The 21,200-nt window shown below is 65.7% G+C and carries 17 protein-coding genes; 10 read left to right on the top strand and 7 right to left on the bottom strand.

Translation table 11 applies throughout. The features are described from left to right. The first annotated feature begins 67 nt into the window (after nucleotides 1-67). The 4 genes from ML540_RS17535 (at nucleotide 68) to ML540_RS17550 (ending at nucleotide 3,881) form a co-directional block, all read left to right on the top strand. Nucleotides 68-526: an RrF2 family transcriptional regulator gene (locus tag ML540_RS17535; RefSeq protein WP_243364655.1), complete on the top strand. Its 459-nt coding sequence runs from the start codon at nucleotides 68-70 to the stop codon at nucleotides 524-526. A gap of 133 nt (nucleotides 527-659) precedes the next feature. Beyond that, nucleotides 660-1,961 (top strand): cytochrome ubiquinol oxidase subunit I, encoded by a 1,302-nt coding sequence (locus ML540_RS17540; RefSeq protein WP_243364657.1) that lies wholly within the window; start codon nucleotides 660-662, stop codon nucleotides 1,959-1,961. 16 nt (nucleotides 1,962-1,977) lie between these two features. After that, nucleotides 1,978-3,006, top strand: a complete 1,029-nt coding sequence (cydB, locus tag ML540_RS17545) for a cytochrome d ubiquinol oxidase subunit II (protein WP_243364659.1) — start codon at nucleotides 1,978-1,980, stop codon at nucleotides 3,004-3,006. A gap of 122 nt (nucleotides 3,007-3,128) precedes the next feature. After that, nucleotides 3,129-3,881, top strand: coding sequence for a substrate-binding periplasmic protein (locus ML540_RS17550; protein ID WP_243364665.1), 753 nt, complete (start codon nucleotides 3,129-3,131; stop codon nucleotides 3,879-3,881). Nucleotides 3,882-3,915: 34 nt separating this feature from the next. Here ML540_RS17550 and ML540_RS17555 read toward each other — a convergent pair whose 3' ends face one another. Together ML540_RS17555 and ML540_RS17560 are read right to left on the bottom strand one after the other, a co-directional pair. Beyond that, nucleotides 3,916-4,809 carry a slipin family protein gene (locus ML540_RS17555; protein WP_243364666.1) on the bottom strand — a complete coding sequence of 298 codons (894 nt, stop codon included), beginning with the start codon at nucleotides 4,807-4,809 and terminating at the stop codon, nucleotides 3,916-3,918. Between the two features lie 316 nt (nucleotides 4,810-5,125). Beyond that, the gene (locus tag ML540_RS17560) at nucleotides 5,126-5,590 is read right to left on the bottom strand and encodes a hypothetical protein (RefSeq protein WP_243364667.1); all 465 of its coding nucleotides are present in this window, start codon (nucleotides 5,588-5,590) and stop codon (nucleotides 5,126-5,128) included. Nucleotides 5,591-5,778: 188 nt separating this feature from the next. Between ML540_RS17560 and ppsA the strand changes: the two genes are divergently transcribed. Next, nucleotides 5,779-8,187, top strand: a complete 2,409-nt coding sequence (gene ppsA, locus ML540_RS17565; RefSeq protein ID WP_243364687.1) for a phosphoenolpyruvate synthase — start codon at nucleotides 5,779-5,781, stop codon at nucleotides 8,185-8,187. A 51-nt stretch (nucleotides 8,188-8,238) separates the two neighbouring features. Here ppsA and ML540_RS17570 read toward each other — a convergent pair whose 3' ends face one another. After that, nucleotides 8,239-9,516: a nickel-dependent lactate racemase family protein gene (locus tag ML540_RS17570; RefSeq protein WP_243364689.1), complete on the bottom strand. Its 1,278-nt coding sequence runs from the start codon at nucleotides 9,514-9,516 to the stop codon at nucleotides 8,239-8,241. Nucleotides 9,517-9,697: 181 nt separating this feature from the next. On the opposite strand from ML540_RS17570, the gene mnmA reads away from it, so the two are divergent. The 5 genes from mnmA to thiL all read left to right on the top strand — a co-directional run bounded on the left by mnmA (nucleotide 9,698) and on the right by thiL (nucleotide 16,592). After that, nucleotides 9,698-10,720, top strand: coding sequence for a tRNA 2-thiouridine(34) synthase MnmA (mnmA, locus tag ML540_RS17575; RefSeq protein ID WP_243364699.1), 1,023 nt, complete (start codon nucleotides 9,698-9,700; stop codon nucleotides 10,718-10,720). 103 nt (nucleotides 10,721-10,823) lie between these two features. After that, nucleotides 10,824-13,814, top strand: coding sequence for a glycosyltransferase family 39 protein (locus ML540_RS17580; protein WP_243364709.1), 2,991 nt, complete (start codon nucleotides 10,824-10,826; stop codon nucleotides 13,812-13,814). Then, nucleotides 13,814-14,428, top strand: coding sequence for a D-glycero-alpha-D-manno-heptose-1,7-bisphosphate 7-phosphatase (locus ML540_RS17585; RefSeq protein WP_243364718.1), 615 nt, complete (start codon nucleotides 13,814-13,816; stop codon nucleotides 14,426-14,428). Before ML540_RS17580 ends, ML540_RS17585 begins: the two co-directional genes overlap by 1 nt. Then, entirely contained in the window at nucleotides 14,425-15,627 is a 1,203-nt protein-coding gene (locus ML540_RS17590) for an oligosaccharide flippase family protein (protein ID WP_243364729.1), read from the top strand. Before ML540_RS17585 ends, ML540_RS17590 begins: the two co-directional genes overlap by 4 nt. Further along, nucleotides 15,624-16,592, top strand: coding sequence for a thiamine-phosphate kinase (thiL, locus tag ML540_RS17595; protein WP_243364731.1), 969 nt, complete (start codon nucleotides 15,624-15,626; stop codon nucleotides 16,590-16,592). Before ML540_RS17590 ends, thiL begins: the two co-directional genes overlap by 4 nt. A 117-nt stretch (nucleotides 16,593-16,709) precedes the next feature. Here thiL and ML540_RS17600 read toward each other — a convergent pair whose 3' ends face one another. The 4 genes from ML540_RS17600 to hypE all read right to left on the bottom strand — a co-directional run bounded on the left by ML540_RS17600 (nucleotide 16,710) and on the right by hypE (nucleotide 21,191). Then, nucleotides 16,710-18,920 (bottom strand): EAL domain-containing protein, encoded by a 2,211-nt coding sequence (locus tag ML540_RS17600; RefSeq protein WP_243364733.1) that lies wholly within the window; start codon nucleotides 18,918-18,920, stop codon nucleotides 16,710-16,712. Between the two features lie 6 nt (nucleotides 18,921-18,926). Next, a complete protein-coding gene (locus ML540_RS17605; RefSeq protein WP_243364735.1) occupies nucleotides 18,927-19,307 on the bottom strand; it encodes a response regulator in 381 nt (126 codons plus the stop codon). Nucleotides 19,308-19,588: 281 nt separating this feature from the next. After that, nucleotides 19,589-19,960: a YbjQ family protein gene (locus ML540_RS17610; RefSeq protein WP_243364736.1), complete on the bottom strand. Its 372-nt coding sequence runs from the start codon at nucleotides 19,958-19,960 to the stop codon at nucleotides 19,589-19,591. Nucleotides 19,961-20,186: 226 nt separating this feature from the next. After that, the gene (hypE, locus tag ML540_RS17615; RefSeq protein ID WP_243364737.1) at nucleotides 20,187-21,191 is read right to left on the bottom strand and encodes a hydrogenase expression/formation protein HypE; all 1,005 of its coding nucleotides are present in this window, start codon (nucleotides 21,189-21,191) and stop codon (nucleotides 20,187-20,189) included. Nucleotides 21,192-21,200 lie beyond the last annotated feature (9 nt).

The raw sequence follows: 21,200 nt of genomic DNA on the forward strand, positions 1-21,200 counted from the left end.
TTGACACGCTCCGCCTGCTCGCATATAGGACAAATCAGCTCTTATTTGTCTTGATTCGAGGAGTCCGATGAAGCTCACGCGCGCCGCCGAATACGCCATCCGATGCGTGCTCTACCTGGCCAAGCACCCCTTCGGCCAGGTGGTCAGCCGCAGGGAGGTGGCCCAGGCCATGGACATCCCCATGGCGTTCCTGGGCAAGATCGCCCAGGGACTGGCCAAGGAGGGGGTGCTGGTGGTGCGCCAGGGAGCGCACGGCGGTTATGAATTGGCCCTTCCCCCCAGGGAGATTTCCCTGCTAATGGTAGTGGAAGCCATGGACGGGGAAATCCTGGTGAACGAGTGCCTTTCCAGGCCCCAGGAGTGTGGACGCAGTTCCTACTGCGCCGTGCACAAGGTCTGGGAGAGGGCGCGCGGGCAATTCCGGGAGACCCTGTCGGCCACGAGCTTCGAGGAACTCGCCAACCAGGACGAATGTCCGGAACACGCCGCGCACAAGCGCAGGATTCCGGCCATCCGCCTGACGTGAGACGACGCGGAACGGGCAAGGGCCGGCCCTCCTCCGCGCAAGCGACACAACTGTCCGAATCCGGAAGCGGCCGAACCGCCGGTTCCGGCACTGGAACGAACCTCTAACCGGCCAGGCACAGGAGAGAAGGCGCATGGACACCTTGATGCTTTCCCGTTTGCAGTTTGCCGCCGCCACCTTCTTCCACTTCATCTTCGTCCCGCTGACCCTGGGCCTCTCCATCATCGTCGCCCTGATGGAGACCCGCTACGTCCGCACCGGTGACGAGGTGTACAAGAAGATGGCCAAGTACTGGGGCAAGCTTTTCCTCATCAACTTCGCACTGGGTATTGTCACCGGCATCACCCTGGAATTCCAGTTCGGAACCAACTGGTCGAGGTATTCGGCCTACGTGGGCGACATTTTCGGGCCGCTTCTGGCCATCGAGGCCTCGGTGGCCTTCTTCCTGGAATCCACCATGATCGGCGTGTGGGTGTTCGGCTGGGAGAAGCTCTCCAAGCGCATGCACGCCACGGCCATCTGCCTGGTGGCCTTCGCGGCCAACCTCTCGGCCCTGTGGATCATCATCGCCAACGGCTTCATGCAGAACCCCCTGGGCTTCGTGATGCGAAACGGCCGTGCGGAGCTTGATAACTTCGTGGCCCTCATCACCAACCCCTTTGCCTGGAACCAGTACGTGCACGTGCTCTCGTCCGCGTTCATGCTCTCGGGCTTCTTCGTGATGGGCGTGTCCGCATGGCACCTGCTGCGCAAGAACGAGGTTGACTTCTTCACCCGCTCCTTCAAGACCGGCGCGGGCTTCGCTTTCGTCTTCAGCGTCGTGCTGGCCGTTGGCGGCCACTTCCACGGCAACGAGGTGGCCAGGATCCAGCCCGCCAAGCTCGCGGCCATGGAATCGCACTGGCACACCCAGAAGAACGCCCCCATGTACCTGCTGGCCCTGCCCGACGAGGCCAACCAAAAGAACTCCGTTGAGGCCATCGGCATCCCGAGCCTGCTCTCCTTCCTGGCCTTCAACAACCCCAACGCCGAGGTGAAGGGCCTGCTCGACTTCAAGCCCGAGGACCGCCCCCCCGTGGCCATCACCTTCTGGGCCTTCCGCATCATGGTGGGCATCGGCACGCTCCTGCCGCTGCTGGCCTTCTTCGGCTGGTGGAAAGCGAACAGGCTGGCCCAGTATCCTGGCTACCTGCGGCTGATGCTCTACGCCATCCCCCTGCCGTACCTGGGCATACAGGCGGGCTGGGCCGTGGCCGAGGTGGGACGCCAGCCCTGGATCGTCCACGGGCTCATGCGCACCAAGGACGCCGTGTCCCCTGTGGACCCGTCCCAGGTGGCCCTGTCCCTGGCGGCCTTCGTGGTGGTCTACGCCTTCCTGGGCGTCATCGACATCTACCTTCTGGCCAAGTACGCCAAGAAGGGCCCGGTCCACTAACACGGAGGAAACGGACATGGATCTCGGAACCATCTGGTTTCTGTTGTGGGGCGTGTTGTGGGCCGTCTACTTCGTCCTGGACGGCTTTGACCTGGGCGTGGGCATGCTCTCGCCCGTGATCGCCAAGAACGACACCGAAAAACGCATCCTCATGAACGCGGTCGGCCCCTTCTGGGACGGCAACGAGGTGTGGCTCATCACCGCTGGCGGCGTGACTTTCGCGGCCTTCCCCGGCACCTACGCGGTGCTGTTCTCGTCCCTGTATTCGGCGCTCATGCTGCTGCTGTTCTCGCTCATCTTCCGGGGCATCTCCTTCGAGTTCCGCTCCAAGATGGAGACCGCGGGCGGGCGCAAGCTGTGGGACACCATCCACTTCCTGGGCAGCTTCCTTCCGGCGCTGCTTTTGGGTGTGGCCTTCGCCAACATCTTCAAGGGCATCCCCATCGCCGAGGGCGGCATCTACAAGGGCACCCTGTTCACCTTGCTCAATCCTTACGGGCTGGCGGGCGGCGTGCTGTTCGTGCTGGCCTTCCTGATGCACGGTGCGTTGTACCTCTCCTGCAAGACCGAAGGGGCGTTGCGCGACCGGGCCGTGAAGGTGGCCGAAAAGCTCTGGCCTGCGCTGCTCATCGTGGCGGTGCTCTTCCTGGTGTTCACCGCCGTGGCCACCAAGCTGTTCCAGAACTACCTGGACAACCCCATCCTGTTCGTGATCGTGCTCCTGCCCGTGGGCGGACTGGTCATGCAGCGGGTGTTCATAGGAAGCCGCCGCATGGCCGCCGCATGGACCGCCAGCGCCGTGACCATCGCGGGCGTGGCCCTGTTCGGGGTGATCGGGATATTCCCGGCGCTTCTGCCCTCGAGCATCGACCCGGCCTTCTCCATGACCATCGCCAACAGCTCCTCCTCCCCCCTGACCCTCAAGATCATGCTGGCCGTGGCCCTGACCTTCGTGCCCATCGTGATCCTGTACCAGGCCTGGGTGTACAAGACCTTCTCCCACAAAGTGACGGAGAAGGACGTGGCCTACGACGAAGCCTATTAGGCCGTCCGGCCCCCGCCTCGCACAACGAAACCCCGGAGCGCCGCTCCGGGGTTTTTTCTTTCCGGGCTTTACCTGACGCCCGCGCAGGGATACATTTCAGGCGGTATTTCCAGGAGGTCCTCATGCGCCTTCGCACCGTGGCCATTCTCCTGCTGGCGCTTCTCGTCCGGGCGTCCGACATTGCCGCCGATACCGTCGTCCATATCTTCCTGGACGCCGCCAATCCGCCCTTCATGTACGCCACCAGTGACCAGAAAGCGGCCGGCATCTATCCGGCCATCATCGCGGAAGCCTTCTCCCGCATGGGAACCCCAGTGAGGATATCAGCCGAACCCTGGAAACGGGCCCTGGCCGAGATGGAATCGGGCATGGGCGGCATCGGCGGCATCTACAAAACGACGCCGCGCCTGGAAAAATACGACTACAGCGACGAGCTCTACGTGGAGAGGCTTCAGGTGGTGGTTCTGGCGTCGCAAAGTTTTCCATACTCGGGCCTGGAGTCCCTGAGGGGCAAGCATGTGGGCGTCCTGCGCGGCTGGTCCTATGGGGACGCGTTCGACCAGGCCCGCGCCGCCGGGGACTTCACCGTGGAGGAAGTGGAAAGCGACTCGCAGAACCTGGCCAAGCTCCAGGCTGGGCGCATCCACGCAATGGTGGCCACCCGCGAGGGGGCCGATGCGAGCATCGCCGTGTCCAACTCGCCGCGCGATTTCATCATCCTGGAGCCGCCTTTACTCGAAATGCCCACCTATCTGGCCTTCGCCAAGCACGCGCGAAAAACGGAACTCCTCGCATCCTTCAACGCCGCCCTGGCGTCCATGCGGCGCGACGGGACCTGGAACAAGATCATCATGTCCATCCTGGCCAGGCCGTAGCCAAGGGCGCCCCCCTTGCCCCCTTCGGCGCCGCCTATTTCCCGGCCACCCCTTCCCGCACCGCCTGGGCCGCTCCGGCAATGCCGCCGATCCCGCCCAGCTGCATGCTCTCCACGGCCGTGCTGGGCACGATGACGATGGTGGCGTTGGATTTCAGGCCCTCGTAAAGCATGTTCATGGCCCGAAGATGGAAGGCTGTCTGGTCGCCCGCGTAGGTCCTGGCGGCTTCGGCAAACTTTTCGGCCACCTGGCGTTCCGAATCGCCCAGGATCACCCTGGCTTGGCGTTCCCTCTCGGCCTGGGCCTGCATGGACATGGCGTCCTCCAGTGAGGCGGGAATCAGGACGTCCTTGATCTCCACGGAGATGACGTTAATCCCCCAGGGCTCGGTGCGCTCGTCGATGATCTTCTGCAACTCGTTGCCGATCTTTTCCCGGCCCTCCAGCATGTCCGAGAGCATGGTCTTGCCGATGACGTCGCGCAGGGCCGTCTGGGAGGCCCAGCTGATGGCGCTCTTGTAGTCGGCCACGTCCAGGGACGCCTTTCGAGGATCCAGGACCCGCCAGAACAGCACCGCGTCCACATCCACCGGAACGGTGTCCCTGGTGAGCGTCTTCTCGGCCTTGAAGGAGGACGCGATCACCCGCATGTCGATCCAGTAGGGGATGGTGTCGATGACCGGAATCAGCAAGAACAAACCCGGCCCCTTCACATCCTGGAACTTTCCCAGGCGCAGGAGCACCGCGCGCTCCCATTGGTCGGCCACCTGGATGGCGGAATACGCCAGCATGGATACGGCGATGGTCGTCGCGGCGAGCGCAAGTGCCTGGGCGGGCTCAGCCCCGGCGAACAAGCGGTAGGTCCATACACCGCCGAGAATGAAAATCGGGAGAACGGCCAACAGGGCGAAGGAGCTGTTGTTTCTCATGGCGTTGCCTCCTCGGGCGTGCTCCCCCGCTCCCGGGCCGGCACGCGATCCCCGGGAGCGTGAGGAACCGGCATTGTCCAACCGTATGCGCTCTTTCGTCCCGGAGGTCCACGCCCAATCCAGCCTGGGGCCGCGCGTACGCCGGGCCCTGGGTAACGCGGCAAAAAAAGCGCGGCCGAAGCCGCGCCCTGAGAACGTCCGCCCGCCCGCGCTAGTGTCGCGTCCTCAAAAAAAATGAACGTTTTTTGAGGATAAAAATAATTATTTCAAATTTTTATCTACAAAATAAATCGAAATTTATTTCGTAGACGCTACGCTAGGTCAGGCTCTTGGCGAAACCCTTGGCCGCAGTGCCTCCCACGACGGTCGAGCCGCTGGATTTGCTCTGCAGCTGGGACAGCTGGTCGTTCAACTGCATCAGCTGGTTGTTCAGGTCCATGAGCAGTTGCTGCTTCTGCTTCTCGGGCAGGCCGCTCTGCTGCAGCTTCTGGATCTTCTCTTCCACTTCCTTGATCTGCTGCTTGACGGTGTCGATGGACTGCTGCGTCGTGTCGGAGGAGGTCGAGTCCGCCTTGGTGGCGGACGAGCCCGAGGACTTGCCGGAAGACAAGGCCGACTGGGCCGCCTTCTTCCTGGCTTCCTCGGATATGGTGACGGTGTCGCCCGTGTTTTTGGAGGACTTATCCTGCGACGAGCCGGTTCCGGCAACGCTTCCGGTCTTCAGCACGCCGATGGCCGTGGTCGTGGATACGCCGATGGTCAATGCGGAGTTTGTGTTCATGATGTCCGCCTCGCTCTCTGGTGGTGACCAGATACAGCTTCTATCGGCTGTTTCCGCAAAAACTTGAGGAGATGGAGGCCACCCGCGCAGGCACATGGCTTCCGGATGAAAAAGTCCCCGCCCATTCCCCTTCTCATGAGCCTCGGCGCCATGCTATCCTCACGCCAAACTCCCTCCTGGAGGCCGCAATGGACAGACGCTCCGCGCTCATCCTCTGGTTCGACGACATCACCATCGACGACGTGCCTCTGGTGGGCGGAAAGAACGCCTCCCTGGGCGAAATGGTCCGGGAGCTCGGCCCCAAGGGCGTGCGCGTCCCGGGCGGGTTCGCCGTGACCGCCAGGGCCTACCGCCGCCTGCTCGAACACAACCAGGCCGAGGAGAAGATCAAGGACATCCTCAAGGACCTGGACACCAGCGACATGGACAACCTTGCCCGGCGCGGCCGCAAGGTGCGCGCGCTCATCCGCTCGCTGGCCTTCCCGGACGATCTGCGCGCGGCGGTGGAGGAGTCGTATGCAAAGCTGGAAAAGCGCTACGGCGCAGGCTGCGACGTGGCCGTGCGGTCCTCGGCCACGGCCGAGGACCTGCCCGACGCGTCCTTTGCCGGGCAGCAGGAGACCTACCTCAACATCCACGGCGTGGAGGAGCTCATTGAAGCCTGCCAGCGCTGCTTCGCCTCTCTTTTCACCAACCGGGCCATATCCTACCGGGTGGACAAGGGCTTCGACCACTTCGCCATTGCCCTGTCCATCGGCGTGCAGAAGATGGTGCGCTCCGACCTGGCCTGCGCGGGCGTGATGTTTTCCATCGACACCGAGTCCGGCTTCAGGGACGCGGTGTACATCACCGGGGCCTGGGGCCTGGGCGAGAACGTGGTGCAGGGCGCTGTGAGTCCGGACGAATACTATGTGTTCAAACCCACGCTCAAGGCTGGATTCAAGCCCGTGCTCATGCGCAAGGCGGGCGAGAAGGCCATCAAGATGATCTACACCGACGACGCCAAATCCCCCACCAAGAACGTGGACGTGATCCTCCCGGACCGCCTCAGGCTGGTGGCCTCGGACGCGGAAGTCCTGGAACTGGCCCGCATGGCCGTGGTCATCGAGGACCACTACTCTGCCAAGGCCGGGCGCCACAGGCCCATGGACATCGAGTGGGCCAAGGACGGCCTCACCGGCGAGCTCTTCATCGTCCAGGCCCGGCCGGAAACCGTCCACTCCATGAAGGACGCGCGCGTGCTGCGCAAGTTCGTGCTCACGGGAACCGGCGAGGCGATCGCCAAGGGCAAGGCCGTGGGCGAGATGATCGGGCGCGGCCCGGCCCACGTCATCAAGGAGGCGGCCAACATCAAGGAGTTCCGCAAGGGCTGCGTGCTGGTCACGGACATGACCGACCCGGACTGGGAGCCCATCATGAAGATCGCCTCGGCCATCGTCACCAACCGGGGCGGGCGCACCTGCCACGCGGCCATCGTCTCGCGGGAGCTCGGCATCCCCTGCGTGGTGGGCACAGGCAGCGGCACGGAGAAGGTCGTCCCCGGCGAGAACATCACCGTGGACTGTTCCCGGGGCTCGGAAGGGCTGGTCTACCGGGGACTGGTGGACTTTCGCGTGGAGGAGCTGAACCTGGACGAAGTGCCCAGGCCAAAGACCAAGATCACCATGAACCTGGCCGCGCCGGAGCAGGCCTTCGAGAAGAGCTTCATCCCCAGCGACGGCGTGGGCCTGGCCCGGGAGGAATTCATCATCAGCGCCTACATCCGCATCCACCCGCTGGCGCTCCTCAGGTTCGAGCAGCTGGCCGACACGGCGGTGAAGAAGGTCATCCAGGAGATGACCTCGGGCTACGAGGACAAGGCCCAGTACTTCGTGGACAAGCTGGCCGAGGGGCTGGGCATGATCGCTGCCGCCTTCCATCCCAAGCCGGTGATCGCGCGCCTGTCCGACTTCAAGTCCAACGAGTACGCCAACCTCATCGGCGGAGCGCAGTTCGAGCCCAGGGAAGAGAACCCCATGATCGGCTGGCGCGGGGCCAGCCGTTACTACTCCGAGGCGTACCGGGAGGCGTTCGCCCTGGAGTGCCGGGCCATCCGCAAGGTCCGGGACGAGATGGGGCTTGCCAACCTGGAGGTCATGATCCCCTTCCCGCGCACCGTGGAGGAAGCCCGCAAGGTCATCGAGACCATGGCCGATTACGGGCTCCGGCAGGGTGAGAACGGTCTTCGGGTCATCGGCATGTGCGAGATACCTTCCAACGTGATCATGGCCGAGGAGTTCCTGGAGGTGTTCGACGGCTTCTCCATAGGCACCAACGACCTGACCCAGCTGATCCTGGGCGTGGACCGGGACTCGGAGCTGGTGGCCCACGTCTACGACGAGCGCAACCCGGCAGTGAAGAAGATGGTCAGGCAGGTCATCGAGGTGGCCAATGCCAAGGGCAAGTACATAGGCATCTGCGGCCAGGCCCCGTCAGACTACCCGGAATTCGCCGAGTTCATCGTGGAGTGCGGCATCCAGAGCATGTCGCTCAATCCGGACACGGTCATCAAGACCACCCTGGCCGTGGCGGAACTGGAGAAGCGGCTGGGGAGGTAGATCCGGCCGGAAACGCCGGGCCGGAAATCTCCGGCCCGGCTGTTCCATGTGTTAATCCTTCATGGGCACCACGTAGGGGCCTTCGGGGATGACCACCACGTCCTTGTCGCCGCAGGCCGCGAGCCACTGGGCCAGCGAGGCGTCCAGGTCGGTCGTGGTCTCCACGCCGGTCAGGGCCTTCTGCTCGTTGGTCAGCCCGTCGGTGTAGAGGCAGATGACGCCCCGGCGCATGGGCTTGAGCTGCATCTCGGTCTGCCATTCGTCGATGGCCGCGCGCTGTTTGGGCATGATGTCGTTCAAAAACCCGTCCGTGCCCAGGGCCACAAGCCGTTTCTGGGCGTCCACGTATTCCGGCGAGCCCATGCCCTGGGTGCAGGCGCTCACGATGAAGAGCTTGCCGCCCTCCTCCAGTGCGTCCATGGCCCCCACCATGCCCTTCACGGTCTGGTAGTAGGTGGAGTCGAGCGGATATCCGGCCGAGGAGGTGATGACCGTCTTGTAGCGCCGCGAAAGCTTGATCTCGGAATAGGGCCGGGTGAAAGCCACTGCCTCCAGGTGGCTCTTCTCCAACGGGCCGAAGTTTATGAAGGACACCCGGCGGTGCTCGTCCAGCACGGTGTTCACGGCCCACACCTCGCCGATCATGCCCACGCCGTCCATCTGGTCCTTGTGCAGGGGGTTGCCCTCCATCACGCAATTGACCGCCTTGCAGTGCTCCAGGTAGGTGGCGGTGTGGAAGCGGGTGATTGTGTCGTGGTGGGCGATGCCCGGCAGGATGACCTTGCGCCCGCCCGAATATCCGGCCATGAAGTGCGGTTCCACCAGCCCGGTGACGATCTTGAGGTCGGCCTGGACGAAGCGCTTGTCCACCTTGATTGCCGTGCCCTGGCTGGAGGTGCCGAGCAGAACGTGGTCCTCGTCGCGGCGGGCGAAGTGGTTCTCCACTCGCACGGTGTCCAGCACCCAGTCCGATCCCACCAGCTCACGCAGTTCCTCACCCTCGTTGGGCCGGTGCAGGCCGGTGGCCACCAGCACGGTGATGTCCTCGGCCGCGAGCCCGGCCTCCAGGAGTTCCCGTATGACCACGGGCAGGATCATGCCGTTGGGCACGGGCCGGGTGATGTCGCAGATCAGGATGCAGGCGCTCTTGCGGCCCTTGGCGGTTTCGCGCAAGGGAGGGCAGGAGGCGGGACTTTTCAGGGCATTCCCCAGGACCGTCGCCGGGTCGTCCAGAACGGGCATGGTCTGTTTGCGGATGACCGTGACGTTGAGGTCGTCCGGCAACGAGAGCGTGTATCCTTGCTTGCCGTAGTTGAGGGTCACGTCCATGGGCGTGTTTCCTTCCTGGTTGGGGTTGGATATTCGGGGATGCGACTTGCTATTCCCTTCTATTTTGGGTGTATTTTAGCCCGATTAGCGGGAGCGTGTCACCAGCTTTCCCCCCCCGAAGGGGGTGGTTAACAACGCCGGAAGGGCCTGCTATCGTGCGCGGCGTCATGGACAATTCGAAATGACCATAGCGGTTGCCGTCTCGGGCGGCATGGACAGCCTGCTGGCCCTGGCCCTCCTGCGCGAGGCCGGGCATGCGGTGCTGGCCCTGCACGCCCATTTTCTCGCGCCGGACGGCCGGCAACGGCTTCTTGCGCAGGCGCTGGACGGCCTCTGCCGGGATATCGGCGTGCCCTTCCACGCCGTGGACCTTTCCGCCCGGTTCAGGCAGCAGGTGATCGCCCCCTTCGTGCACGCCTATGTCTCGGGCCTGACCCCCAACCCCTGCGCCGGGTGCAACCGGGACATGAAGTTCGGACTGCTCTTCGAGGAGGCCGCCAGGCTCGGGGCCGACCGCATCGCCACCGGCCACTACGCCCGGCTGAAGGAAGCGGGGGAGCTCATACGCGGCGCCGACCCGGCCAAGGACCAGAGCTATTTCCTCACCCTGACTCCACCCCAGGCCCTGGCCCGTGCCGTGTTCCCGCTGGGGGAGTGGCGCAAGGCGGACGTTCCGGCGGCCCTGGCCGCGCGCGGGTTGGCCCCCCCGCTGCCCTCGGAGAGCCAGGAGATCTGCTTCATCCCCGGCGACGACTACCGGGCGTTTCTTGAGGCCCAGGGGGTGGCCCTGCCCGGCGAAGGCCCGGTGGTGTTGCCGGACGGCCGCGAGATCGGGCGTCACCAGGGACTCTGGCGCTACACCATCGGCCAGCGCAAGGGCATCGGCATCGCCTGGAGCGAGCCGCTTTACGTGCTGGACAAACGCGCGGACGAAAACGCCCTGGTGGTGGGGCCAAAATCCGGGTTGGACGCCTTGGACTGCCGTGTCCGCCGGATGAACTTCCTGGTTCCGCCGGGCGACTGGCCTTCCACAGTCCTGGCCCAGACCTGCTACCGCCAGCGGCCCAGGCCCGCTCGGGCGCAGATCTCAGGCGCGGAGATGACGCTCGTCTTCGAAAGCCCGGTACCCAAGCCCACGCCTGGGCAGGTGGCGGCCGTCTTCGACGGGGACGGCCGGGCCCTGGCCGGGGGGATCATCACATGACTGCGGCCCGTTCCGCCCCTGACACGCCGTCCGTCCTTGATCGCTTGAATTTGCGCGGGACCTCCGGTATCCCACGGGCGCACATCTTACCAAGGCCGCTTACGTGACATCCCCATCCACCGCCCGTTCCGACCGCCTCGTCGTTGCGCTCATCACCCTGACCGCCGCCTGGCTGCGCTTCCAGAACCTGGGGCAGCCTTCCCTGTGGTGGGACGAATTCATAACCGTGGGGGCCTCGCTTGGCCCGTTGTCCCAGATGCTGCCGGTACTCAAGCACCTTGGCCCCTCGGACATCGGCGTGGAGCTCTTCCCGCCCCTGACCCACGTGCTCACCCACTGGCTCACCCTGATCGGACACAACGACGCGCTCATGCGCCTGCCGGGGGCCCTGGCGGGCGTGGCCTCCGTGCCCGCGCTCTACCTGCTCTGCCGCAGGCCCCTGGGCCGGATGACGGCGCTCACGGCCGCCCTTCTCATGGCCCTGTCGGTGTACCACATGCACTACAGCCGGGAGGTGCGGCCCTACTCGCTCTTCATGCTGGAGAACCTGCTGGCCCTGCACCTGCTGCACGAGGGGCTGACCCAAGGGCGAAAGCGCCTGCTCTGGGGGTTCGGGGCCGTGGCCTGCGCCATGCTCTACACCTCGTACATGGCGGCCACGCTCATCGCCGCGCAGACGCTTTTCGCGGGCGCGTTCCTGCTGCGCCGGTTCTTAACGGACGAACGTGGACAGTCCCTGTCCCTGGCGCTGCACCTAGGAGCGGCAATGGGGGCGGCTGCGGCGCTCTACCTGCCCTGGGCCGCCGGCCAGCTGAACGTCTACACCCTTCTGCACGACCCCAGTTTCAAGGCCAATTTCAGCCTGGATTTCATCGAGTCCAGCCTCAAGGAATTCGCTGCCTTCGCCTACCGGGGCGAATTCCCCGCGGGCTGGGCCATGGCCGCGATGGCCGCGGTGGGGTGCGTGGCGGCCGTCTGTCGCGGTTCGTCGCGCGGATTCCTTGGCCTCATGGCGCTGTGGGCCTTCATGCCCGTCGCCGGGATATTCCTTGCCAAGGCCCGCATGGAACTGACGTCGCGCTACATCTTTTCGGTTTTCGTCTTCCTGCTCGTCTTCGCCGCGCATTTCCTGTCGGTGTTGGTTTCCAGGCTGGCGGACGCTCTCTTCGGCAAGGCCGACCCCATCTTCTTCGCCCGCATGACCACGGCCGCCGTGCTGTGCCTGCTGGTGTCGCGCCCCAACCTGGAAAGCGTGAGCGAATACTACTCGCGCGAGACCTCACGCTACAAAGACCTCGTGGGTCTCCTGGCCGCCGACAAGGACAACAGGGACGCGATCCTCTATTTCAACCCTCGCAACCACAAGCTCATTTTCGACTGGTACGGGCGGGACATGCTGCGCTCCGCCAGGGAGCTCTTCCCCGTAGGCTACCACCGGGCCATCCTGATGGCCACCGAGTCCATGCGGGCTGCCGAGAAATTCCCCCTGGCCGCAGCCCTGGGGCGTTTCGACGACGTGGACCTCCTGGCCGTTGGCGTGGCCAGGACGCCGGTCACGCCGATGGTTCCCGGCGAGGGTGGCCGCTACGTCTACTCCGACGATTTCTCGGGCTTCAAGATGGTCGAGGACGCGTACGCCGCCTCCAACATGGTCCCCAGCCCCCTTGCCAAGACTCTGACCCGGCACGACGCAGGCCTGGCCGCCTGGGCGGTCTACCGCTTCCAGGCATTGCCGGGGACGAGCGTCAAGAGCGCCAAGCTGACCATGGCCTTTTCCGTGCGCCTGCCGGCAGGCGTTCCCACAGACGACAGCACCGTGCTCACGGTCATCCCCGAGGGCAAGGCCCCTGTTGAGGCCGCCACTGTCACCTTGGAGCGCTTCAAGGACGGCAGCGGCGCGCTGTCGGCCCCCAACCATGAAGGGAAACTGTTCTACACCGCAACTATTGACCTGAGCCCCATGGTGTCGGGCGCCCGGTCCTTCGACCTGCGCCTGGACTGCCCGGCTTTCACCCGTTCCGGCCCCCTCGAGACGGAAAACTTCCGCCTGGAAGCCGTCCTGGACGGCCCCGCAACTCCGCCCACGGCACTGCCCGAGGCACTGCTGGCCCAGCTTCCCGTGGCGCCCTGGACGCCCGGCCGGGATATGGCCCTATCCAGCTCGCTGTATGCCTTCAGCCTGGACGGTGCAGTGTCGCGACCGGACGTGGGCTCCCCGGGCGAACTCAATGCCTACCTCCGGGATCACCCAGGGGACAGACCGGTCCGCGTGCTCCCCTACCCCGACGGCGCGCCCGCCGTGGCCCTCTACGACCCGGCGCTGGCCCATCCCGGCATGCGCCTCGCTCCCGGGGAGCCCCGCCAGCTCGACGCCTTCCCGTCCGGGAAACGCGAGATCCGCGCAATCAAGCTGGCCGGAGCCCTGGACAGGCCCGTCCTGGAGACGGGACCGGTCCGGACGCCCCTCGGCGTCACCAGCCCGGCCCCGTCGGAACTCACCGTCAACCCGGGCGCCCAGGCCGAGCTGACGTTCTCGCCGCTCTTCACCCAGGACGGCCTCGGCCTTGCCGCCACGGCCGAGCACGAGAACATCCGGCGAAACGACGGCGAGGACTGCCTGAGCTGCCGGGAGGACCGGCCCTGCTCCACCACATACGCCTTGCGCTCGGAACTGCCGGTCACGATGCTTCGCATCACGGCCTTCCCACGGGTGAACAGCGCGCCCTCCGGGCAGAACAGCGTCAGCACCCAGCTGAGCCTGGACGGGGAGGCCTGGCGCGAGGTGAACCGCTACGAGGGTTCCGGCTCCGGGCGTTGGGAGGGCTGGAAAATTCCGCAGTATTCGCTCGTGAAGCTGGACAAGCCCGCCCGGGACGTCCGCGTCCGTTTCGTGCTCTCCGGCTCCAAGGCCCAGCTCTGGTCTGCCCCGGACGCCCGCATGCGCTTCGAACTGCGCCTGGACGCCGCGTCCGTGCCGGTCCCGGTTATTTCATCCTGGCCCGCGACGCTTTCGCTCGCCCACGACGCGCCTCTGGACGTGCAATTGCTGGATGCCCCCCAGCCCTTCCCGGACCGGCTCAGGAGAACACGCTGATGCCCATCGTGAACGCCCTCGTCGACCGCGACGGCACCATCATCGTGGAGAAGCACTACCTGCATGATCCCGCCCAGGTGGAGCTGGTTCCCGGGGCCGGCGAGGCGCTTGGGCGGCTTAAGCGCGCCGGGGTGCGGCTCTTCGTGGTCACCAACCAGTCGGGCATCGGGCGCGGCTACTATTCGGAGCAGGACTTCCGGGCCGTGCAGGCACGCCTGGAGGAACTCCTGGCCCCGTACGGCGTGGCCTTCGACGGCGTGGCCTTCTGCCCTCACGCCCCGGACGAGCGCTGCGCCTGCCGCAAGCCGGAGCCCGGCATGTGGGAGGAGCTGCGCTCGCGGCACGGGCTCGCCCCTGACGAGACGGTCATGATCGGCGACAACGCCTCCGACGTGGCCTTCGGTCTGGCCAGCGGCATGGCCCAGTCCGTGCTGGTGCTGACCGGGCATGGAAGGCGCTTCGCCGAGAAGCTGGGGCTAACGCCCATCGGGCACGGCTGGAGGCGCGTGACGGCCCCCGCCCCCGGCCAGCCCACGCTCCTGGCCCACGACTTGGCCGCGGCCGCGGATTTCATCCTTCAGGAGAACCTCCAACCCGACGGGGCCGACCGGTGAGCGCCGCCCGCCGCTTCGCGCAGGCACTGGCCGGGCAATGGGCGGCCACCCTCTATTCGGCGGTGCTCTCCACGCTTTTGTCTTTCGCCCTGGGACGCTTTCTGGGGCCGGAGTCTTTCGGGACCTATTCCTATATCCTCACGGCGGCCTCCATCTTCGCCATTTTCCAGGACGGCGGGTTCTCCACCCTCATCTTCCGGGAAGCCGCCCACCCAAGCCCCGGCCTGGCTCCGAAAGCGCCGCTGGAGCGCCTGGCCCTCGGGCACACGGCGCTGGTCACGACGGCGGGACTGGCCGCGATCTGGCTCCTGCCCCTTACGGACAAGGCCGCCTTCAGCCTGGCCCTGGTCTATTACGCCCTCTTTTCGGCCGGGGTCTTCCTGTCCGCCGACCTCAAGGGACATGGCCAGTTCGAACGCGAGGCCAGGCTGCGGATGGCCCTGCGCACCTGCACCGTCCTGGCCGTGGGCATCGCCCTGGCCATGCCCGGTGCTGGCGCGGCACTTCTGTTCGGCGGCTGGGTACTGGGACAGGCGGCCGGGCTGACCCTGCCCATGGCCTCGGGGATACGCAAGGCCCCGAGCTTCAGGCTCGATCTCGGCATCTACAAGAGCTGCGGAGCCTTCCTTCTCATCAGCGCCGCCACCACCATCTACTTCAAGTCCGACATCATCCTGCTCACGCGGCTCACCGGCGACAACGCCGCCGTGGGACAGTACGCCGCCGCCTATCGGCTCATCGAAGCCGCCGTGCTCTTCGCCGCCCCGCTGGCCCAGATATTCTTCCGCAAGCTCCGGGTGAGCATGCACGCCCCCGAGGTGTTCAAACGGGCCTTCCGCACCCAGATGCTGGTGATGTGCGCCCTGGCCGTCGCCGGGACCGCCTTCTCCATGTGGATAGGCCCCTTGGTCATCCGCCTGGCCTTCGGCGGCAAGTACGGCCCGGCCGAGGAGCTGTGCCTGTGGCTCCTGCCGTCGCTTCTGTTCATCCTGCCCAACGGCATCCTCACCCAGGCGCTCATCGCTCTTGGCCGCGAGGGATTCTACGCCCGCGTCACCATCGCCACGGCCGTGTGCAACGTCGCCCTCAACTGCGCGCTCATCCCCTTCATGGGGGCCAAGGGCTCGGCCCTGGCCACCGTGGCCACGGAAGCCCTGCTTGCCGCAGGGCTCGGGGTGGGATACGTCAGACGGCCATGAACAGCCGCCCATTCGCTTCCGAAGACCATTTCCTGGCCGCCATCTCCGAACGCTTCCCCAACACCCATCCCCACATGCTGCTTGGGCGCGGCGACGACTGCGCCGTGCTCGCCTGCCCCGAAGCCGTGGCCCTGACCACGGACCTCTTCATCGAGGACGTGCACTTCCGCCGGGCCTACTTCTCCCCGGAGGACGCCGGATACAAGGCCCTGGCCGTGAACGTGAGCGACATGGCCGGCATGGGCGGCGAGCCCTTGGGCTTCAGCCTGGGCCTGGCCGGGCCGCCGGACACCCCGGCCGGATACTGGGAGCGGATGCTTGACGGCATGGCCGGGCTGGCCGCATCCCTCAACATGCCCCTGGTGGGCGGGGATCTGAACGCCTGCGCCAAGATCGTGCTGTCCATCACCCTCTGGGGCAAGGCCGGTCCGTGCGGAAAATTCATCCCGCGCGGGGGAGCCCAGCCCGGCGACGCCCTGTTCGTGGTGGGCGACGTGGGCCTGGCCGCCTGCGGCCTGGAGGCCCTGGAACGCTTCGGACCGGACGCGGCCAAGGACTGGCCCGAGGCCGTGGCCGCGCACCTGCGCCCTGGAGTGAAGATCGCCGAAGGGACCAGGCTGGCCGGGATCGGACGGGTGCGCGGGCTCATGGACGTCTCCGACGGACTGGCCAGGGATCTGCCGCGCTTTCTCGGCCCGGACCTCGGGGCGGAGCTGGCCATCGATCCAGACACACTGCACCCCGAGGTGCTGCGCATGGCCGAAGCCGCCGGGCGCGACCCCGTGGAGGCGGCGGTGGTCGGAGGCGAGGACTACTGCCTGCTGGGCGCATGCCCCCGGGACGGCTTCCTGGAAGTGTACAGCCGCGTGCCCGGCGTCTGGGCCGTGGGCGAGGTGACCCAGGGCGGCGGACTAAGCCTCGGCGGCAAGACGCTTACGGCCAGGGGCTTCGACCACTTCGGCTAGTGTCGCGTCGTGGCCCGGCCGCACTCGCAGGCGCAAAATTCCGCTGCGCGGACGTGCGAAAAGCCCCCTGAACGGTAAACCGTTCAGGGGGCATTTCGCCTGCTGGACAGGGAAAAATCAGTCGGTGGGCTCGACCCGATTGGCCGCCAGGTAGTTTTCGATCTCGGCCGCCGGGCAGGGCCGCGAGAACAGGAATCCCTGGGCGAGCTGGCAGCCCAGGGTGCGGATGACCGCCAGCTGGGCCTCGGTCTCCACGCCCTCGGCGATGAGCCCCAGGCCCAGGTTGCGCCCGAGCCCCACGATGGCCCTCACGATCTCGGCGTGTCCGCCGGTGGCGTCGATCTCCCGAATGAAGGAGCGGTCGATCTTGAGCATGTCGATGGGGAAGCGGTGCAGATACGAAAGCGAGGAATAGCCAGTGCCGAAGTCGTCCACGAAGAGCTTGAGCCCAAGCGACTTGAGCTCCTCCAGCATGCCGATGGCCGCCTCGCCCCGGTCCATGATGACGCTTTCGGTTATCTCCAGTTCCAGCGTGCCGGGGGCCACCCTGGAATGCGACAGCAGCGTCTCCAACTTCTGCCCCAGGTCGGCCTGGGCGAACTGCTTGGCGGAGATGTTCACGCTCATGCCCAGCGGGGCGGATCTGGGGAAAAGCGCCTGCAGGTGGGCCAGCTGGCGGCAGGCCTCCTCGAGCACCCACCAGCCCAGGGGAACGATGAGCCCGTTCTCCTCGGCCATGGGGATGAAATCGAGGGGCGGTATGTAGCCTCGCTCGGGATGCTTCCAGCGCAACAGCGCTTCGAGGGTGACCACCGCGCCGGTGTTCACGTCCACGATGGGCTGGTAGTGCAGCTCGAACTCGTTCTTAGCCAGGGCGCGCCTGAATTCCGTCTCCATGGTGAGCAGCTGGATGGTCTGCTCCTGCAGGGCGTTGTCGAAGACCTCGTAGCGGGCCTTGCCGTTGCTCTTGGCCCGGTACATGGTCAGGTCGGCGTCGCGCAGCACCTCTTCGGCCGTGCCGCAGAAGCCGGTGCAGCAGATGATGCCGATGGAGACCGTGCTGTAGATTTCGTGCCCGTCGATGTTGAAGGGCCTGCGCATCTCTTCCAGGATGCGCTCGGCCACCATGGTGGCTCCCGACAGGCTGCGGACCTGCTCCGAGATGACCGCGAACTCGTCGCCGCCAAGACGGGCCAGGGTGTCGGCCTCCCGGGTGCAGGAGCGCAGGCGCTCGGCCAGCTTCATGAGGAACTGGTCGCCCTGGGCGTGGCCCAGGCTGTCGTTGATGACCTTGAAGCGGTCCACGTCCAGGTAAAGCAGGGCGAAAAAGCTGTTCTGGCGCGAGCAGCGGTAGATGGCCTGGGAGAGGCGGTCGGTGAAGAGCGCCCGGTTGGGCAGCCCGGTCAGCGCGTCGTGCAGCGACTGGTGGAGCAGCTGCTCCTCGAAGCGCTTGTGGTCGCTGATGTCCTCCAGGGTGCCTTCGAAACGGACGGTTTCGCCGGTCTTGCCCGTGACGGTGTGCGCGTTGACCGAGGCCCAGAGGGCCTGGCCGTCCAACCGCGAGGTCTGAACCTCGAATGCCTGCACCGAGCCGTGGTCCTCCAGCACGCGGAAGAACTTCTCCCGCTTGCCGGCGTCCTCGCACAGCCGGGAGCAGAAGTTGCCCACGTTGTCCATGAGCTCCTGCGGCGACTGGTAGCCGAGGATGCGGGCCATGGCCGGGTTGGCGCTCACCAGGACTCCCTGGTGGTTCACCTGGAAGATGCCCTCGATGGCGTTCTCGAAAATGGAGCGGTATTTTGCTTCGGCGGCGATGCGCTCGCCGACTTCGTTCTGCAGGCGCTGGTTGGTTTCCTCCAGCTGCCGGGTGCGGTCGTGGAGTTCCGTGGTGCGCCGCCGCACGAGGTTTTCCAGGTTTTCGCGGTAGGCCTTGTTTTCCTTGATGAGCCTGGCCCGTTCCAGGGCCCGGCGCACGGAGTGCTCCAGGATGCCCAGGTCCTCCACGGGCTTGAGCACGTAGTCCCACGCGCCCAGGCGCAGGGCTTCGATGGCGTCCTGGATCATTCCCGTGCCTGAAACCACGATGATGGGCACGTCGGGCGCTTCCCGCACAACCGTGGCCAGCACTTCGAGGCCGTCCATCTCGGGCATGCGCAGGTCCACCAGGACGATGTCCGGGTGGTGTTCGCGGAAGACGTCGAGCCCGACCCGCCCATTGTGCGCCTGGAGCACTTCGAACCCGCTGTCCTCCAGGTACGCCTGGAAGGAGCGCCGGATGACCTCCTCGTCATCGATGGTCAGGACGGTCGCCACGGGAGCTTGGGGCATTGCGGATTATCCTTCAAGCAGATGGAGGATTTTGGACGCCATGTCCCCCATATCAAGCACGGGTTTGAAGAAGACCAGGCTGTCGTCGAGTCCGGCGGCCTTGAGCTCTTCGGAGAGGCTGAATTTGGTCGATCCGGTGTGGATGAGGAACTTCATACCGGGATGGCGCTTGGCCAGCTCCAGGATGAGCGCGGCTCCGTCCATTCCGGGCAGGCGCAGGTCCACGACAGCCAGGTGCGCGGGCTGGCTTCCGGCGGACTCCAGAGCCTGTTCCGCCGATTCGGCTGTGCGCACGATGAATCCCTCGTCTTCCAGGTAGGCCGCGAGGCTCAACCGGACCGGGGTCTCGTCGTCCACAACCAAGATTTCGGTCTGATCTTTCTGCATAAATTGGCTGGCTTCGGTCGAGCGATACGTTTCAAACGGTCGCGACACGGCGAATTTTCAACCTTCTTACCCAATTTTTCACACCAGGCCAAGGGATTTCCCATCCCGGACGGAGAAGGTCGGAAATTATCTCGAGGATCGGGCAGGAGGCACGCCCGGGGATCGTGACGGAAAAATGACGGCCAGGGAGAGCCGCCCGCTATCGGGAGCGACAAAGCCGCCGGGTGGTCCCGGCGGCCGTCGAATTCGTGTCGCGACGAGCAAGCGGCGCGGCCCGGAGGCTAATGCGTGAGAGAACGCCTGCCAGCCTTGGTTCCGGGCTTCTCCAGGATCACGGCGGTGCCGTAGCAGGAGAAGAACTTGGAACCGTCCGGATGGAAGGCCACGGACTCCTGGTAGCCGATGATGGCGTCGCCGCCGATTTCCATGGCCGAGGCGGCCAGGGTCAAAAGGGCGCATTCGGCGTCGTAGCCGCGACCGTGCACCAGGCCGAGCACCTTCTTGATGGGCCTGCCCTTCATGACAGGAGTGGTCACCACGGGCAGCTTTCCGGAATAGAACATGTCCTTGGCGTGCTGGAGGCGCTGGCCACGCTTGACCTCTTCGTTGGGGTCCTTGGGCTGGCGCGCTGCGCCGGTGAACAATGAAAGCATGGCTCCTCCTTATGGTATCCGGTGGTGTCCGGCTGGGCCGGTGGGCGGGATACTGTTGCCGCGTTGACCTTAGCAAGCACCCTGCCATGTGCGACATATCAAACGATATCTTGGTATTAGATACTTTTCCGCCACCTCCGGTTACAGGCTTTCGGCGTCAAAAAAGCCCGGCGGCGCATGCGCGCCGCCGGGCTTTTGGCGTTCTGGCGTACGGCCGGGCCGAAGCCTAGCAGATCCGGGGCAGCTGCTCCCCTTCGAGCATGCCGAGCAAACGGTGTCCGCCCAGGCCCGTGCGCAGCACCACCTTGCCCGGGTTCTCCTGCGTGACCCGCCCGATCACCCGGGCGTCGCGGCCCAGGGGGTCGCGGCGCATGATGGTCAGGGCCTTGGCCGCGTGTTTTTCCGGCAGCACGCAGATGATCTTGCCCTCGTTGGCCAGGTAGAGCGGATCGAGCCCCAGTATCTCGCAGCCCGAGGCCACCACCGGCTTCACCGGAATGGCTTCTTCCTCCAGGGCGATCCCAACGCCCGACTGCTGGGCGATCTCGTTGATGGTGGTAGCCAGGCCGCCGCGCGTGGGGTCACGCAGGACGTGCACGGAGGGGAGGCCCTTGATGAGTTTCAGCGTCAAATGGTTGAGCGAGGCGCAGTCGCTCTGCACAGGCGCCTCGAAGGAGAGCCCCTGGCGGTGGGAGAGCACCGTCAGGCCGTGGTCGCCCAGGCTCCCGGACACGATGACTGCGTCGCCGGGTTTGGCCCGGTGTCCGCTGGGGGCCGTTTTGGCCACCACCTCGCCGATACCGGTGGTGTTGATGAAGATCTTGTCCGCGGCCCCGCGCGGCACAACCTTGGTGTCGCCCGCCACCACCTTCACCCCGGCCTTCCTGGCTGCCAGCCCCATGGAGGCCACGATGCGCTCCAGGTCGTCCATGTCGAAGCCTTCCTCCAGGATGAACCCGCAGGTGAGGTAGAGCGGCCGGGCCCCGAGCATGGCTACGTCGTTGACCGTGCCGTGCACGGCCAAAGCGCCGATGTCGCCGCCGGGGAAGAAGATGGGGTCCACGGTGAAGCTGTCGGTGCTCACGGCCAGGGGGCCCTTGGGCCGGATGAGCGCCGCGTCGTCCATGCGTTCGAGGATGGAATTGCCCAGGTGGCGGAAGAACACGTCGGCCACCAGGCGGTGCGAGGCCAGGCCGCCGCTGCCCTGGTCCAGAAGGAGCTTGTTGCCCATGTCGGTTCC

It is taken from the genome of Fundidesulfovibrio terrae, from assembly GCF_022808915.1.
GTDB classification, from domain to species: Bacteria; Desulfobacterota; Desulfovibrionia; order Desulfovibrionales; family Desulfovibrionaceae; genus Fundidesulfovibrio; species Fundidesulfovibrio terrae.

What these genes read in the sequence shown, in the direction of transcription:
- ML540_RS17560 (WP_243364667.1), bottom strand. Translation starts at nt 5,590, where the DNA reads ATGAACACAAACTCCGCATTGACCATCGGCGTATCCACGACCACGGCC.
- ML540_RS17585 (WP_243364718.1), top strand. Translation starts at nt 13,814, where the DNA reads ATGCCCATCGTGAACGCCCTCGTCGACCGCGACGGCACCATCATCGTG.
- ML540_RS17570 (WP_243364689.1), bottom strand. Translation starts at nt 9,516, where the DNA reads ATGGACGTGACCCTCAACTACGGCAAGCAAGGATACACGCTCTCGTTG.
- ML540_RS17550 (WP_243364665.1), top strand. Translation starts at nt 3,129, where the DNA reads ATGCGCCTTCGCACCGTGGCCATTCTCCTGCTGGCGCTTCTCGTCCGG.
- mnmA (WP_243364699.1), top strand. Translation starts at nt 9,698, where the DNA reads ATGACCATAGCGGTTGCCGTCTCGGGCGGCATGGACAGCCTGCTGGCC.
- ML540_RS17610 (WP_243364736.1), bottom strand. Translation starts at nt 19,960, where the DNA reads ATGCTTTCATTGTTCACCGGCGCAGCGCGCCAGCCCAAGGACCCCAAC.
- ML540_RS17605 (WP_243364735.1), bottom strand. Translation starts at nt 19,307, where the DNA reads ATGCAGAAAGATCAGACCGAAATCTTGGTTGTGGACGACGAGACCCCG.
- thiL (WP_243364731.1), top strand. Translation starts at nt 15,624, where the DNA reads ATGAACAGCCGCCCATTCGCTTCCGAAGACCATTTCCTGGCCGCCATC.
- ML540_RS17555 (WP_243364666.1), bottom strand. Translation starts at nt 4,809, where the DNA reads ATGAGAAACAACAGCTCCTTCGCCCTGTTGGCCGTTCTCCCGATTTTC.
- ML540_RS17535 (WP_243364655.1), top strand. Translation starts at nt 68, where the DNA reads ATGAAGCTCACGCGCGCCGCCGAATACGCCATCCGATGCGTGCTCTAC.
- cydB (WP_243364659.1), top strand. Translation starts at nt 1,978, where the DNA reads ATGGATCTCGGAACCATCTGGTTTCTGTTGTGGGGCGTGTTGTGGGCC.
- ML540_RS17600 (WP_243364733.1), bottom strand. Translation starts at nt 18,920, where the DNA reads ATGCCCCAAGCTCCCGTGGCGACCGTCCTGACCATCGATGACGAGGAG.
- hypE (WP_243364737.1), bottom strand. Translation starts at nt 21,191, where the DNA reads ATGGGCAACAAGCTCCTTCTGGACCAGGGCAGCGGCGGCCTGGCCTCG.
- ML540_RS17540 (WP_243364657.1), top strand. Translation starts at nt 660, where the DNA reads ATGGACACCTTGATGCTTTCCCGTTTGCAGTTTGCCGCCGCCACCTTC.
- ppsA (WP_243364687.1), top strand. Translation starts at nt 5,779, where the DNA reads ATGGACAGACGCTCCGCGCTCATCCTCTGGTTCGACGACATCACCATC.